At 62.9% G+C, this 16,086-nt stretch carries 11 protein-coding genes; 8 read left to right on the top strand and 3 right to left on the bottom strand.

What is annotated here, in order from left to right; translation table 11 throughout:
* Positions 1-39: 39 nt before the first annotated feature.
* The 7 genes from O3303_RS07620 (at position 40) to O3303_RS07650 (ending at position 8,470) form a co-directional block, all read left to right on the top strand.
* A complete protein-coding gene (locus O3303_RS07620; protein ID WP_269561465.1) occupies positions 40-681 on the top strand; it encodes a CatB-related O-acetyltransferase in 642 nt (213 codons plus the stop codon).
* 70 nt (positions 682-751) lie between these two features.
* The gene (locus O3303_RS07625) at positions 752-1,822 is read left to right on the top strand and encodes an LLM class flavin-dependent oxidoreductase (RefSeq protein ID WP_269561466.1); all 1,071 of its coding nucleotides are present in this window, start codon (positions 752-754) and stop codon (positions 1,820-1,822) included.
* A gap of 202 nt (positions 1,823-2,024) precedes the next feature.
* Entirely contained in the window at positions 2,025-4,604 is a 2,580-nt protein-coding gene (locus O3303_RS07630; RefSeq protein ID WP_269561467.1) for a TonB-dependent receptor, read from the top strand.
* 154 nt (positions 4,605-4,758) lie between these two features.
* A complete protein-coding gene (locus O3303_RS07635; protein WP_269561468.1) occupies positions 4,759-6,078 on the top strand; it encodes a PepSY-associated TM helix domain-containing protein in 1,320 nt (439 codons plus the stop codon).
* 94 nt (positions 6,079-6,172) lie between these two features.
* Positions 6,173-7,234 (top strand): bile acid:sodium symporter family protein, encoded by a 1,062-nt coding sequence (locus O3303_RS07640; RefSeq protein WP_269561469.1) that lies wholly within the window; start codon positions 6,173-6,175, stop codon positions 7,232-7,234.
* Positions 7,235-7,530: 296 nt separating this feature from the next.
* Positions 7,531-7,980 (top strand): ankyrin repeat domain-containing protein, encoded by a 450-nt coding sequence (locus O3303_RS07645; protein ID WP_269561470.1) that lies wholly within the window; start codon positions 7,531-7,533, stop codon positions 7,978-7,980.
* Positions 7,981-8,233: 253 nt separating this feature from the next.
* Positions 8,234-8,470: a hypothetical protein gene (locus O3303_RS07650; protein WP_269561472.1), complete on the top strand. Its 237-nt coding sequence runs from the start codon at positions 8,234-8,236 to the stop codon at positions 8,468-8,470.
* A 140-nt stretch (positions 8,471-8,610) separates the two neighbouring features.
* Here the strand turns inward: O3303_RS07650 and O3303_RS07655 are convergent, their stop codons facing one another.
* Positions 8,611-11,253 carry an MGH1-like glycoside hydrolase domain-containing protein gene (locus O3303_RS07655; protein ID WP_269561473.1) on the bottom strand — a complete coding sequence of 881 codons (2,643 nt, stop codon included), beginning with the start codon at positions 11,251-11,253 and terminating at the stop codon, positions 8,611-8,613.
* A gap of 225 nt (positions 11,254-11,478) precedes the next feature.
* On the opposite strand from O3303_RS07655, the gene O3303_RS07660 reads away from it, so the two are divergent.
* Complete coding sequence (locus O3303_RS07660) at positions 11,479-12,036, top strand: hypothetical protein (RefSeq protein ID WP_269561474.1); 558 nt, start codon at positions 11,479-11,481, stop codon at positions 12,034-12,036.
* Between the two features lie 309 nt (positions 12,037-12,345).
* On the opposite strand, the gene O3303_RS07665 is transcribed toward O3303_RS07660, so the two are convergent.
* Positions 12,346-14,817: a M1 family metallopeptidase gene (locus tag O3303_RS07665; protein ID WP_269561475.1), complete on the bottom strand. Its 2,472-nt coding sequence runs from the start codon at positions 14,815-14,817 to the stop codon at positions 12,346-12,348.
* A gap of 283 nt (positions 14,818-15,100) precedes the next feature.
* Positions 15,101-15,937 (bottom strand): 4,5-DOPA-extradiol-dioxygenase, encoded by an 837-nt coding sequence (ygiD, locus tag O3303_RS07670; protein ID WP_269561476.1) that lies wholly within the window; start codon positions 15,935-15,937, stop codon positions 15,101-15,103.
* Positions 15,938-16,086: the final 149 nt, after the last annotated feature.

Raw genomic sequence — 16,086 nt, forward strand, 5'->3', positions numbered from 1 at the left:
AGCCTTATTTTGCGGCGCACCTTACTTTACTGAATCACCATGCACGGCCCCGACCCCGCTACGCTGTACCCGCTGCCGCACCATCGCAAGCTGGTGTTCCTCAAAAACCTGGTTACCCGCCCCAACATCATCGTCGGCGACTACACCTATTATGATGACCTAGAAGACCCGGCCAACTTTGAGCGCAACGTGCTCTACCATTTTGACTTTCTGGGCGACCAGCTGATTATTGGCCGGTTCTGCGCCCTGGCGTCCGGCGTGAAGTTCATTATGAATGGCGGCAACCACGAAACTACGCCGGTTTCCACGTTTCCGTTTGCCATTTTCGGGGGTGGCTGGGAAGCGCTGATGGCCGACCAGTCGGTGCAGGAAAAATACCCCTCCAAGGGCGACACCGTGGTGGGGCATGACGTCTGGATTGGTTACGAAGCCACCATCATGCCCGGCGTGCAAATCGGCAACGGCGCCGTAGTGGCCGCCAAATCCGTGGTAACGCGCGACGTGCCGGCCTACGCTGTGGTGGCTGGCAACCCGGCCCAGGTGGTGCGTTACCGTTTCGACGAAACCACCATAGCGCGGCTACAGGCGCTGGCGTGGTGGCACTGGCCTGCCGATAAAATCACGCGCCATCTGTCGCTGCTCAATGCCGCCGACCTCGACGCGCTGGAAGCCGCCGAATAGCGCGCGGCGTGTACCACACGGTAATGGTGCGGCAGTAAACTAACCGCCCCCGATTGGTGTTATACCAGCTATGAATTCCTTGAACCTGACTTCCTCTGCTTCGCAACCCCTTCGTCTGAGCGTGCTCGACCAGTCGCCGGTGCCGCTGGGCCGCACCCCGCGCGAGGCGCTGCAGCATTCCATAGAGCTGGCGCGCCTCACCGACCGGCTGGGCTTCACCCGCTTCTGGGTGAGCGAACATCATAACACTAACACCTTGGCCGGATCATCGCCGGAGGTGCTGCTGGCCCGCCTGGGCGCCGAAACCAGCCGCATCCGGCTGGGCTCGGGCGGCGTGATGCTGCCCCACTACTCGGCCCTGAAAGTGGCCGAAAACTTCCGCATGCTGGAGGCCCTCTACCCCGGCCGCATCGACCTGGGCATTGGGCGGGCGCCCGGCACCGACCGCATAACGGCCCACGCCCTCAACCCCCACAACCAGTTCCGCGACGAAGACTTCGCCGAGCAGCTCATGGACCTGCGGGCCTACCTGCGCGACGAAACCGTGCCCGACACCATCCATGCCCGCGTGAAAGCCGCGCCGTTTGTGGATACGGTGCCGGAGCTGTGGCTGCTAAGCAGCAGCGGGCAAAGTGGCCTGTTTGCGGCGCACGTGGGGGCCGCGTTTTCCTTCGCCCACTTCATCAACCCCAATGGCGGGCCGAAGATGGTGCAGATGTACCGTGAGCGGTTCCGGCCGTCGCCGGAGCTGGCGGAGCCACAGGCCAACGTGGCCGTGTTTGTGGCCTGCGCCGACACCGCCGGCCACGCCCAGGCCCTGGCCGACAACCTGGCGCTGCAGATGCTGAAGCTGGAAACCGGCCAGTTCACGCCAATCGAAGCCGTGGAGAAAGTGAATGTAGCCAGCCTGTCGGCCGACCTGCGGGCGCGCCTGGCATACCACCACCAGCGCATCATCAGCGGCACGCCCGACAAGGTGAAGGCCGACCTGACGGCGCTGGCCGCCAGCTACGGCGTAGATGAGGTGTCGGCCTTGACCATCACCCACGACTACGACGACCGGCTCCGCTCCTACGAGCTGCTGGCCGACGCCTTCGCGCTGGATACGCCCGTTCCGGAGCAGTTGGCGGCGGCTATCTAGCTCCGGCACCTCCACTTCACCACACGCAAAAGCGCCAAATCTGTCCAGGTCTGGCGCTTTTGCATGTGGCAGGTTGCGGGTGTCGGTCAGGCGCTTATCTGTCTATTTATAATTTTTCTAAACAACTATTTTGAATCTATCTAAATAGCGGCGTGCTTTGCATTGTTTTTAATCAATCTAAATAAGCAAAGCATCTCCTCTCATGTCCCGACTCCTACCCTTGCTGCTGACCGCCCTGCCCCTCACGGCGGCCCTCCCTGTTTCTGCGTTTGTTGCGCCTCCCGGGGGGCCGGTTGCCAACTCGGGCGCCGACGAGCCGGCGCGGCGCGGCTGGGTGGCGGGCCGCGTGACGGATGCCGACGGGAAGGGCGTGGAAGGCGTGACGGTGGCGCTGAAAGGCACTTCGTACGGCGCCAGCACCACCGCCGACGGCCACTTCCGGCTGGCCGCGCAGGCGGGCTCCTACCAGTTGGTGGTGAGCAGCATCGGATATGCTACGCAGGAAGTGGTGGTGAGCGTGGCGAGCGGCGAAACCGTAACGCTACCGGCTTTCACGCTGGCCGTGAGCAACCAGAACCTGTCGGAGGTGACCGTGACCGGCACCAAGTCGATGAACCAACGGGCGCTACGCGTGGGCAAGCTGCCCGTGGCCGCCCTCGACCTGCCGCAGAGCGCCGTGACGGTGGAGCGCGAGGTGCTGGATCAGCAGCAGGTGCTGCGCCTGAGCGACGCGCTGGTGAACGTGAGCGGCCTGTACGTGACCAGCACCACCGGCGGCACGCAGGAAGAGCTGGGCAGCCGGGGCTTCGCCTACGGCTCCAACAACACCTTCAAGAACGGCGTCCGGTTCAATAACGGCGTGATGCCGGAAGCCAGCTCGCTGGAACGGATGGAAGTGCTGAAAGGCAGCGCGGCCATCCTGTACGGCAACGTGGCGGCGGGCGGCGTGCTCAACCTCGTCACCAAGAAGCCGCAGTTTGAGCGCGGCGGCTCGGTGGGGCTGCGGGTGGGCAGCTTCGGGTTCTGGAAGCCGATGGTGGACGTGTACGGCGCCATCGGCAACAGCCAGAAGGCCGCTTTCCGGCTGAATGGCAGCTACGAAAACGCCGACAGCTTCCGCGACGAAGTGAAATCGGAACGGGTGTATGTGAACCCGTCGCTGCTGTTTGAGCTGACACCGAAAACCACGCTGGTGCTGGAAGGCGACTACCTGCGCGATAACCGCACGCCCGATTTTGGGGTGGGTGCCATCGACTACAACATTCTGGAGTCGCGGACCCGGTTTCTGAACGTGCCGGGGGCCGAGAATGCCACCACCCAAACCAGCACGACGGCCACGCTGAGCACGCGCCTCAACGACAAGTGGCAGCTGCGCGCCGTAGGCGGATTCCAGCGCTACGACAGCGAGCAGCGCACCGGCAACCGCCCCACCAACATCAACAACGGCACGCGCCCGGCCCGGGGCACGGTGGGCAGCCCCACTTACGTGCCGGCCGCTCCCAAGCCCAGCCTCTACGGCAACTGGGGCCGCACTTTGGGCCGCAGCGAAACGTCGGAAAACTACTACCTCGCGCAGCTTGACCTCACGGGCGAGGTGCGCACCGGCTTCCTGGAGCACAACGTGCTGCTCGGCGCCGATGCCGACCAGTACAACACCAACGCGCTGACTTACACCGCGCAGGCCTACGACTCCATCAACGTAGTGGACCGCAGCCGGACGCTGGCACGGGCGGCCAACGCCGTGAATAGCTTCGACGCGCTGGCCCGCAACACCCGCACGCTCACCAACACGCGCCGCGCCGGCTTCTACGTGCAGGACCTGATCAGCATTTCCGAGAAGGTAAAGCTGCTGGCCGGGGTGCGCTGGAGCTACCAGGAAACGCCGAGCGACGTGTACACCTACGCCGCGCCAACCGCCGCCGACCAGACGCTGAAGGTGACGCAGCAGAACCGCCGCTTCGATGACGCCTTCTCGCCGCGCCTGGGCGTGGTGTACCAGCCGCTCAAAACCACCTCGGTATTCGCGTCTTACGCCAACTCGTTTCAGCCGAATACCGGCCAGGATGTTAGCGGCGCGGCCCTCGCGCCTTCCACCTTCGACCAGTATGAAGTGGGCATCAAAAACGACCTGTTCCACGGGCTGCTGTCGGCCAACGTCACGGCCTACCGCATCGTGAATAGCAACCTGGCGCAAACCTACCTGGGTTTGGTGCCGGCGGCGAATGGCACCCTGGTGCCGAACCTCAACACCAGCATCAGGGAGCTGGCGGGCGAAGTGACCAGCAAGGGCGTGGAAGTGGACATGCAAAGCAAGCCGCTGATGGGCTGGACGTTCATCACGGGCTACAGCTACAACCACACGGCCTACACCAGAAGCAACATTTACGAAAACGGCAGCCGCCTGCGCTACAACCCGGCCCACACTGCCAACCTGAGTTTGTACTACAACTTCGGCAGCAGCTTCGCCGAAAACAGCTTCCTGCGCGGCCTCACGGCGGGCGTCACTTCCTACTACGTCGGTGGCCGGCTGGCGGGCCGCAACACCCGCCTTTACGACCCCGCCACCGGCAAGCCGTTTGCCACCGCCGATGCCTTCCGCCTCATCAGCTCGCCTGACTATCTGCTGTTTGATGCCTCGCTGGGCTATACCTACAACCGGTTTTCGGTGCGCGTGAAAGCCGCCAACCTGCTCAACGAGCTGAGCTACAACCTGCACGACGACAACAGCGTGAACCCCATTGCGCCGCGCAACTTCGCCGCCACTTTGGCCTACCAGCTGTAAGTCATTCTTCCGATCTAAAAAAAGGTGAGTGAAGCCGAAAGCCCGGCCGGAACCAGCAGCAACTGGCGCCGGCCCGGGTTTTCCTCTGCCCGGGGCTTTCCCTGCTGAAATTCTGCCCGATCTGGCCGCTGTGGGCGGCCGCAACTTTTGTCTTATGAAAATCTTCTTCCGCAACATTCACCTTTACCTCAGCCTCGCGTCGGGGCTGATTATTGCTGTGGTGTGCTTCACGGGCGGCGTGCTGGTATTCGAGAAAGAACTGGAGCAGGCCTGGCACCCGGAGCGCTACTTTGTGGTGCCCGCCGCCACGCCGCGCCAGCCGCTAACCCAACTCACGGCCGCCGTGCGGGCCTACAAGCCCGACGCCAGGATTGCCGGCCTGAAAGTCTACGCCGACCCCACCCGCACCGTGGAAATCAGCCTTGCCGGAGCGCCCGGCGGCCCCGGCGACGGACGCAAGCCAGAGGCCGCCCGCGCTGAGCGGAGCGGCCAGCCCGGCACAGGCGCAGCCGACAAGGGCCAGAACGGCAAGGAAGGCCAAGGCCCGAACGCCGGCAAAGGCGGCGGCGAAGGCGGCCGGGGCCCGGTGGTGTTCGTGAATCCCTACACGGCCGCCGTAACGGGCGAGTTGAACTACCGCGAAACCTTTTTCTTCTCGATGATGGCGCTGCACCGCGGCATGGTGGGCGGGGTCGTCGGCAAGCTGGTGGTGGGCGTGAGCACGCTGCTGTTTCTGGTCATTATCGGGACCGGGCTGGTGCTGTGGTGGCCGGCTTCGCGCAAGGCCATGCAGCAGCGGCTGCAGGTGAAGTGGAGCGGCGGCTGGAAGCGCCTCAACCACGACCTGCATGTGGTGCTGGGCTTCTACTCGGCGCTGGTGCTGTTCGTGTTTGCTTTCACGGGGCTGGCGTGGTCGTTTGAGTGGTTCAACAAAGGCATCTACGCCGTCACGAACTCGCCTCTGGAACGCCCCGAGCCGCCCGTCTCGGTGGTGCCGGCCGGCTTGGCCGCGCTGACGCCCGCCGCTTCAGATACTGCTACGCCAGCGCAGCCGGCTACGTCGGCCACCGCGCCGAGCTTCTCTGCTGATGCGGCGCTGGCCCAGGCGCAGAAGCTGGCCCCGATGGCCGTATACTACTCGCTGCAGCTGCCGAAAGACCCTACCGGCAGCATCAAAGTGGCCACGCTGCGGCCGAATGCGTTGTATGACAACGCCACCGACGAGGTCTACCTCGACCAGTATTCCGGCCGCGTACTCAAAAGCCAGACCTACGAGCAGCGCAACCTGGGCCAGCGCGTGCGGGGTTTGTTCAAGCCGGTGCATACCGGCTCCATCTTCGGCTGGCCATCCAAAATCGTGAGTCTGGTGGTGTGTCTGCTGGGCGTTACATTCCCCATTACGGGTACTATCATGTGGCTGAACCGGCTGAAAAAGGGCCGTAAGAAGCAGCGCAAGCTGGCCACGGCGGCCTGATGCACCGGTGGCGGCTTAACCCCCGGCCCGGCCCCTGCGTATTGCCGGCAAGCGTCAGACTACAATAGTCTGACGCTTTTCTTTTGCTCTGCCCATGATTCAGCCCACCCCTCCGCCTCTCTCTCCCGCGCTGACCGCGCCCCCCGAAAACCGCCTGCTGGCTCTGCTCCGCCGCGCCGGCCTGCTCGACTGGTTTCTGCTGGGGCTGATGGGGGCCGTGGCGCTGGCGTATCTGGTGCCCGGAGTCGGGAGCAAAAGCAGCCCCATTCCTTGGAAAATCATCACTACGGCCGGCGTGGCCCTGATTTTCTTTTTCTATGGGCTGCGCCTGAGCGCCGAAAAGCTCACAGCTGGCTTGCGCAACTGGCGGCTGCACGTGGTGGTGCAGGGCATTACGTTTCTGGCGTTTCCGCTGCTGGCGCTGCTGGCCCGTCCGCTGTTTGAAGGTCTGAAGGGCGAGCAGCTCTGGCAAAGCATCTTTTTTCTGTGCACGCTGCCCAGCACGGTGTCCACGTCCGTCGTGATGGTGAGCATTGCGCGGGGCAACCTGCCGGCGGCCATCTTCAACGCCAGCATCAGCAGTCTGCTGGGCATTGTGCTCACGCCGCTCTGGACCAGCCTGTTTCTGAACACCAGCGCCGACGGCGGCCACCTCTGGCACCTGGCCCTGATTCTGGTGTGGCAGGTGATACTGCCGGTGGTGGCCGGGGTGCTGCTCAACCGCCGCTACGGAGCCTTTGCCGAGCGCCACAAAGGCGCATTGCGCGTCTCCGACCAGATTGTGATTCTGCTGATCGTGTTTACGGCCTTCTGCGAGTCGTTTGCCGAGGGCATCTTCCGCAGCTACGCCCCCGCCGATGTGGCGCTGCTGGCGTTGGGCATGGTGGGGCTGTACGGGGCCATCTTCGGGCTGGTGTGGGGGCTGAGCCGGCTGCTGGGCTTCTCACGCGAAGACCGGATTACGGCTTTGTTCTGCGGCTCCAAGAAGTCATTGGTGCATGGCAGCGTGATGGCCAGCCTGCTGTTTCCGGGCCTGGCCGCCACGGGGCTGCTGCTGCTGCCGCTCATGCTCTACCACGCCCTGCAGATCGTGCTGGCCAGCACAATGGCCCGGCAGATGAGCCGCCAGCCCGACTCCACCCCGGCGGCAGTCTGACCAATAAAAACAATTGCACTATAGCCCGAAACAAGCAGACCAATTCAGTAATTCAGTAAAAACTGTACTATCCTGCGTCCAGTTGCCATCCTACTCCGCCTGACTCACGCCCGGGCCCACACGTCACTCTGAAAGCGTTATTACAGGCTCAAAGCCTGATTCCGCCACAACCTGCCGTTTTCCGAGGCGCTAACCTCCGGCAACGGGGCACGATAATTCCACGCAAAAAATAGAGATATTCCGATAATGAAGTCTTACATTTGGCGGATCCCACTCCACTCAAACGTACTTCCATCATGAAAAAACTCGTACTGCTTTTTGTCTTATTTCAGTCCCTGACATTTTTCGCTCAGGCCCAGACGACCACTCAGAAGGTATACGCCACCATCGTCAACAACCAGCCGGAGGCCCTGCAGGCGCTGCTGGCCGCGGGGGCTGATGCCAACGCGCCCGTGGTAATGGTGTCGGGCTTTCCAACCACCTTTCTGATTCTGGCCGCCGGCAAAGGCCAGCTGGAACTGGTTAAGATTCTGGTGAAGTATAAAGCCCAGATCGACAAACCAGACTCTTTCAATGCAACTGCCCTGATGGCTGCTGCAGATCAGGGTAGTGCGGAGGTAACAGCCTTTCTGCTTGCCAGCGGGGCCAACCCCACTGCCAGGGACAACGATGGCAAAGACGTGCTGGCTCATGCCAAAGAAAGCGGCAGCTCCGACGTAGTGAAACTGATCCATAAAGCAAAATAGCGGGCAATTCAGGCCCACAAAGCATAACGGCCGGGCACATTGCCTGGCCGTTATGCTTTGTAGAAGCGCGGCCGGCTGCCCCCGACGTAAGCTGCCAAGCCGCCTATTTCTCTGCTGCCAGCAACGCCCGACGGCTACATTGCTTCCCCCTGGCAGGACATTCTGCACCGCCATTTATATAAAAATTCTTTTACCCGAATGAAACTATCTAACAATTCCACGCATTTGGGGCCATGAAACCCACCCGCCCAAAATGCTTGATAAACAACTTACTAACGCCGGCTTCTACGAAATAGCCTCCCCCAACAACGCGCCTACCGGCATCACACTCATCCGGCCCGGCCGGCGCGAGTCGGTACGGGTATTTCTGCCCCACAATTCCACCGACGTAGAGGTATACACCGGCTCCCTTCGCAGTGGGCGCCTCGTGTACCAGGGCCCGGCCGAAATGGCGGCCCAGCTCACGCTCCTCACCGACCGCAGCAACTAGCCGCCACCCGGCGCCGGCCAGCGCGTACTGCCCTCATCCCCCAGGAATGCAGCGGCCCGGTTTCCGCTAAGCAGTCGGCACTTGTGCCGGGATGCTTAGCGGAAACCGGGCCGCTATGTTATGGCAGGAATAGCGGCAGCCTACTGGCCGCTGAGCTGCAGCAGGCGCACAACCAGGCCGGTCCAGCCGGTTTGGTGGCTGGCGCCGAGGCCGTGGCCGGCGTCGCCGTGGAAGTACTCGTGGAAGAGCAGGTTGTCCTTGAAGTGCGGGTCGGTTTGCAGCAGCTCGTTGTCGCCGAAGGCGGGGCGGCGGCCGGTTTCGTCTTTGAGCAGCAGCCGGGTGAGGCGGCCGGCCAGAGCCTCCGATACCTGCTGCAGGTTGAGCAGCTTGCCGGAGCCGGTGGGGTACTCAATCCTGAAATTGTCGCCGTAGTAGTGGTGGTAGCGCTGCAACGACTCGATGATGAGGAAGTTGATGGGCAGCCAGATGGGGCCGCGCCAGTTGCTGTTGCCTCCGAACATGCTGCTTTCGGCCTCGCCGGGCACGTACTGCACCGTGAAGTCGGTTTCGGGGGTGCTGTAGACGTAGGGGTGCTCCAGGTGGTGCCTGGACATGGCCCGGATGCCGTAGTCCGACAGAAACTCGGTTTCGTCGAGCATGCGGGTGAGCAGCTTCTTGAGGCGCGGACGGCGCAGCAGGCCCAGCAGGTGGCGGGCGCCCTTGCCGGGCTCCTGCCAGCGCGTGACGAGCTGCGCCAGGTGCGGCCGGTGCCGGATCAGCCAGGTGGCGCGGGCCGTAAACTCGGGCAGCGCATCCAGAATATCCTGCTCCACCACTTCCACCGCAAACAGCGGAATCAGCCCCACAATGGAGCGCACCTTCAGCTTGGTGCGCACGCCGTCGGGGGTGTGCAGCACGTCGTAGTAGAAGCCGTCCTCCTCGTCCCAGAGGTTGAACTGGCCGTCGCCGCCGCGGGTCATGGCATCGGCGATGTAGAGGAAGTGCTCGAAGAACTTGCCGGCCATTTCCTGGTACACGCGGTTGGACTTGGCCAGCTCCATGGCCATGCGCATCATGTTCAGGGCAAACATGGCCATCCAACTGGTGCCGTCGCTCTGCTCGATGAATCCGCCAGTGGGCAGCGGCGCGCTCCTATCAAACACGCCGATGTTGTCGAGGCCCAGGAAGCCGCCCTCGAAGATGTTCCGCTCGCTCTTGTCCTTGCGGTTCACCCACCACGCGAAATTCAGGGCCAGCTTATGAAACATCACCTCCAGAAACACGGTGTCGCCGAGGCCATGGTGGAGCTTTTTGTCCATCTGGTACACGCGCCAGGTGGCCCAGGCGTGCACGGGCGGGTTCACGTCGGAGAAGTTCCACTCGTAGGCCGGCAGCTGGCCGTTGGGGTGCATGTACCGGTCTTTGGTGAACAGGCGCAGCTGCTGCTTGGCAAACTCGGCGTCCACCATGGCCAGCGGGATGCAGTGGAAGGCCAAATCCCAGGCCGCGTACCACGGATACTCCCACTTGTCGGGCATCGAAATGATGTCGGCGTTGTAGAGGTGATGCCAGGTGCTGTTGCGGCCGGCGCGGCGGCTGGCCGGGGCCTTGCTCATGGCCGGGTCGCCCTTCAGCCACTGGTTCACGTCGTAGTAGTAGAACTGCTTGCTCCAGAGCATGCCCGCAAAGGCCTGCCGCTGCACGTTGCGCACATCGGGGTCGGCGGGCAGGTTTTCCTGGAGGCAGTCGTAGAACTCGTTGGCCTCGGTCTGGCGCAGGTAGAACTGGTGGTCGAAGTCCTGGAAAGGCGCGTCCTGCCAAGGCTGGCTGAGGCGCAGGCGCACGGTGCGGGCCTCGCCGGCCGGCACGGTCAGCTGATACTGAGCGGCCACTTTGGTGCCAGCCTGCTCGTCGTTGATGGCCTCGGCGCGGCCATCTACCACGTAGTCGTTGATGCCATCCTTGAAGTGGCGACCTTCGGCGGGCAGATTGTAGAGGCGGGCGCCGTTGGTGTCGTTTTCGCAGAACAGCAACGGCGGCAGCTCGCCTTCGTGGTGGTCGCAGTAGAGGTGGTAGTGGCCCAGCTCGGGGTGCTGGGCGTGCACCGCGCCGGGCTGCGACTCGCGCATACTGGGCCGGGTGGACTTGCCGTCCCAGCTCCAGGTGTTGCGGAACCAGAGCTGCGGCAGCAGCTGCACGCTGGCCTTTTTGGGGCCGCGGTTATGCACCGTGAGCTTGATGAGCACGTCTTCGGGGCCGGCCTTGGCGTACTCCACGTACACGTCGAAGTAGCGGCTCTGGTCGAAGATACCGGTGTCGAGCAGCTCATATTCGGGCTCCAGACGAGTGCGGCGGCCGTTTTCACGGATCAGCTTGCCATACGGAAACTTGCGCTGCGGATACTTATAGAGCATCCGCATGTAGGAGTGCGTGGGCGTGCTGTCGAGGTAGTAATACTGCTCCTTCACGTCCTCGCCGTGGTTGCCCTGGCCGTTGGTGAGGCCGAACAGGCGCTCCTTGAGCATCTCATCCTTGCCGTTCCAGAGGGCCACCGCAAAGCACAGCAGCTGCCGGTCGTCGGAGATGCCGCCGATGCCTTCCTCGCCCCAGCGGTAGGCCTTGCTGCGGGCCATGTCGTGGGTGATGTAGTCCCAGGCGTTGCCTTCGGCCGAGTAGTCTTCGCGCACCGTGCCCCACTGGCGCTCGGTGAGGTAGGGTCCGAACTTCTTCCATGGGGCCCGCCCGGCGTTGGCCGCGGCTAGGCGTAATTGTTCCTGCGTCATAAACTTCAAGCTCAGGCCTGGCTGAGTATACGCAGCAGCGCAACTTCAGGTAGCCACCGGTTGGAGGCGCGCCGGGTGGCGGTTTCCCAAAGGTCGGGCCATTTCTGTTGGCAGGGCCCGTATACCGGCTGGGTGAAGGTCAGGCGTACTGCTTTTTTGAGGGTAGGGTTGTACAGCAGCTACCACTAACTAGTACCTTCGGCTCACCATCTCCACTGTGTCCGTATGTCATTTTTACTCCGCCTGAAGCCCTGGCTGCTATTTACTATTACGTTTGGCTTGCCCATGCTGGTGGCTCTTGCCGGTAATGTAGGACTGCTGTTGAAACCTGTCTCGCTGCCCTTTTTTCTGGGCTGCTTTATTGTATCGACAGGCATGTTTGCTTTGGGAATCTTTAGCTGGCTATGGGCTCTGGGCACTAAACTCCCGTCGCTGCTGCCAAGCCATGTTTCTGTATCCAGCAAACTTCTAAAGGTTAGTTTACTGGCTCCGGCGCTGTATATAGCCGCCATACTAGCCGTATTGGCCTGGGTATCCAACCAAGGCTCTATGAATCCGGCTTTTGCGTTCGTGCTGCTACCACTGCATTTGCTTTCCATGGCCGGTATTTTCTACGGCCTTTACTTTGTGGCAAAGACCCTGAAAAGTGTGGAGTTGCAGCGTCCGGCCAGCTTCAGCGAATTCGTAGGCGAGTTCTTTCTATTGTGGTTTTTCCCCGTGGGCATCTGGGTAATACAGCCTCGTATCAATCGGTTGTTTGCCCAACCAAGCTGGGACGCATAATCCATCAGCGCCGATAATTTCTACTGCTTGAAACCAACGGGAGAAAAAATACATCTTCCCTTTTTCGGAGCACAAACATATCCGTGGGAAGGCGCCGAAGCAGTAAAGCATATTCAGGGTTCCGAAACGATGTAGAGACGCGACACTTCGCGTCTCACCGTTGAACGGTCCGGAAGTATGCAGCCTAACAACGTCAGCAACGACGAGACGCGAAATGTCTCGTCTCTACATCGGTCGATTTACGGCTTGCCGCTGCTTGGGTGGCGGCGCGGGGCCGGTCGTTCAACGACGAGACGCGAATACGCGTCTCTACTTCGCGGCTTCGATTTCGGCTACGGCGGCGGTTACCTGCTGCGCGGCCAGGGCGGCGTTGGGGCGCGTGGCCTGCTGCTGCTGAATCTGGCGGAGCAGGCCGATGAGGCGGGCGGAATCGACGTAGGGTTTGTAGCGCACCGTCAGGTCTTTGATGCGGGTGATGCCTTCGGTGAGGGCCGTGGCATCATCGGTGCGGCCCATCATGCTGCCGACGCTGGCCAGCAGACTGAAGCGGCTGGGTGGGTTGGCAGCGTCGTATTTGGTGCGCATCAGGGACCATTGGGCAGGGCTGCCGGCTTGGCCGTACACCTGCACCATCGCCACGGTAAGGGCGCCTTTGTTGTCGGCCTCGAAGGCGGCAGCGCGGGCCAAAGCCAGCTCCGGCCGCAATGGCAGCAGCCCCACCAGGGCCGCGCCCTGCACCCGGTACGAAGGGTTTTCAAGGGCTTTCGTGAACAGCGGCAGGTACTCCTTGTCCTTCAATGCGCCCAGGGCCGTGAGGGCGGCGGCCCGCACCACCACCACAGTATCGGTGGCGGCCAGCCGGGCCAGGGCCGGTGCGGCGGCTTTGCGCTGGGCGGCGTTCTGCAGGTCGAGGGCTTCGATGGCGAACTGGCGCAGCACCGGCGACTTGTCGGTGAGGCCGGCCGTCAGCAGCTGGCGGGCCAGCGCGTCGGTGGGCTGGGCTTTGAACTGGATCTGGGCGGCAGCCAGGGCTTCGCGCCGGTCGAGGTAGCGCGGGGCGAGCCGGAGCTGGGCGGCGTACTCGGAAAGGGGCTTGTTGTCGGTTTTCTGCCAGAGCAGCACCTTGTCGGCGTCCACATTCACCAACTCCGGCTTGCTGGCGGCCGGGAAGCGGAAGGTTTCGGTGGCCTGAGTCATCCTTACTTGATGACGCAGGGGTTTGCCATTCACGTACACATCCACCGCCATCGGCAGCTGATACGTTGGGCCGGACTGGGTTTGCTTGATGGTCACGGTTTGCTCCCGGCGGGCGGCGTCGTAGGCGTAGTCGATACTGACGACGGGGTGGCCGGCGCGGTAGTACCACTGGTCGAAAAACCAGTTCAGATCCTGCCCCGACGCCTGCTCCAGGGCCAGCCGCAGCTGGTGCGGCTCCCCAGTCCCGAAGGCGTTCTGGGTCAGGTAGGTTTTCAGGCCGTTGAGGAAAACCGCCTCGCCCAGGTAGGTGCGCAGCATGTTCAGGATGCTGCCGCCCTTCTGGTAGCTTACGTTATCGAACAGGTCCTCCTTGTCGGCGTACTGGTATCGGGCCAGGGACTTGGTATGGTTGGTGGGGTCACTGAGGTAGGTGCGCAGACTGCGGTAGGCCTGGGCCGCGCCGGCGTCGGGGCCGTACTCGTGCTCGGCCCAGAGCACCTCCGAGAAGTTGGCGAAGCTCTCATTAACGGTCAGGTTGCTCCAGCTTTCGGCCGTCACGTAGTCGCCGAACCAGTGGTGGAACAGCTCGTGGGCCACTTCCCGCTCCACACCGGCATATTCCCAATCGAGCAGCTCGCGGGCCGACCCCTGGGCCTGGGGGCCGAACAGCGAGGCCGAGGTGTTTTCCATGGCCCCGGCCACGTAGTCACGCACCACCACCTGGGCGTACTTGTTCCACGGATACTCCACCCCGAGCCGCTCGGAAAAGAACTCCAGCATGCGCGGCGTCTTGCCGAAAATGGCCCGGGCCTGCCCGGCGTACTGCGGCTCCAGGTAGTAGCTGACTTCCTTGCCGCGCCAGGTATCGGTGGTTTTGCGGAAGTCGCCGACGGCCAGCATGAACAGGTAGGGCGCGTGCGGCTGGTCCATCTTCCAGGTGTCGCGGCGCAAGCCCGCGCCGGCCGGCTGCTGGCTGACGAGCGCGCCGTTGCTGAGCGTGACGTACTTGGCGGGTACCGTCAGGCTGATTTCGGAGGTGGATTTCTGGTTGGGCTTGTCGATGGTGGGAAACCAGGCCGAGTTGGATTCCGTCTCGCCCTGGGTCCAGATCTGCACCGGCTTGCCCGCCACGGCGCTGTCGGGATTGATGAAGTACAGGCCCTTGGCGTCGCCGATGGCCTCACTGCCCTTGGCCCCCAGCTCGTCGGGCTTAGCCGTGTACTCAATGTAGATGGTATAGGCCTCCCCCGCCGGCACCACCCGCCCCAGCCAGATCAGGAGCTGCTGCTTGTTGTAGGCGTACTTCAGCGGCTGCGGGGCACCGTTCTGCAACAAACTCACCTGCTTAATATCCATCCCCTTGGCATCGAGTCGCAAAGAGTCGGTGGCGTAGCCGTGGGGCTTCAGCGTCACCCAGGCCTGCCCGTAGGCGTAACGCTTGGCGTAGTCGAAGCGCAGATCCAGCCGGGTATGCACCAGGTCGTTGACTTTGAGCTCGGCGGCGCGGTAGGGGGCGGCGGGCGTCTGGGCGGTAGCGGCCGTGGCGGCGGTCAGGCTGAGCAGCAGCGGGAGGAGTTGGCGCATAGGGAGGACAAGGTAGAAAACCTGTGCTCCGACAGACGCCGCCCGCAGCCCGGGCGTTGCCTGGGGCCTGAAGAACGCCAACGAAAGAACGTCATGCCTCATCTGGTGTCCGCTTGCCGAAGCATCTCGCGTGCTGACGCGTGAATAGCATTGCAACGTCAACCGCTCCGTAGCCCAGGGTTTAAACCCTGGGCTAGTGAAGCAACGTCAGCACGCGAGATGCTTCGGCAAGCGGACGCCAGATGAGGCATGACGTTCTGTTTTCAGCCCAAAGTTCGCGCTACTACCCTCCCACCACAAACGTGCGCATGCTTAGGCCGCCGTATTCCACGGCTTCGTAGGCGTGGCGGATGTCGTCGTCGGGTTCGGCCAGGGCCAGGCTGTAGAGCAGCGGGATGTAGTGGTCGGGGGTGGGCACGGCGAGGGGGCCGCTGGCGCCGGCCTGCTGGTAGTGGGCCAGGGCCAGCAGGTCGCGCTGGTCGATTTTGCGTTTGGCCCACTCGTCGAACTCCGAGGCCCAGGCGTAGGGCGTGGGGTCGTCGGCCATGAGCTTGGGCATGCTCTGGCGCAGGTTGTGCACGATGTTACCGCTGCCCAGAATCAGCACGCCACGGCGGCGCAGAAACTGCAGTTGCCGGGCCAGCTCGGCGTGGTAAGTCAGGGGCTGGTGATAGTCGATGCTGAGCTGGAACACCGGAATGTGGGCCTCCGGAAACATGTGGTGCAGCACCGTCCAGGTGCCGTGGTCGAGGCCCCACTCGTCGGTGGGGTGGGCATCGGGCAGGGCGGCCAGCACCTCCTGGGCCACGTCGGGGGCGCCGGGCGCGGGGTACTGCATAGCAAACAACTCCTGCGGAAAGCCGCCGAAGTCGTGGATGGTTTCGGGCCGCTCGTTCACGGCCACGAAGGTGCCGCGCGTGAGCCAGTGCGCCGACACCACCAGCACCGCCCGCGGCGGCTGCCGGTTCCGGATATCAAGCCCCAGCTGGTGCAGCGTGCGGGTGAAGGCGTTATCGGCCAGCGCGTTCATCGGCGAGCCGTGGCCCACGAACAGCACGGGCATTTTGGCGGTGGTCTGGAATCCGCGGGCGGTGTTGTGAAGGTCTTGCAGGGAGTTCATACCGAGAGTTGATGCACGATGTAGAGACGCGTATTCGCGTCTAGTCGTTGCTGATGTTGTTAGTTCTGGTCGGTTTCAGTCGTTCCGGAGCTGGCCGATACCAGCCGTATCATACCGAGCGGTTCCGGTCGTTCAATGATGAGCGGTTC

This window comes from Hymenobacter canadensis (assembly GCF_027359925.1).
GTDB classification, from domain to species: domain Bacteria; phylum Bacteroidota; class Bacteroidia; order Cytophagales; family Hymenobacteraceae; genus Hymenobacter; species Hymenobacter canadensis.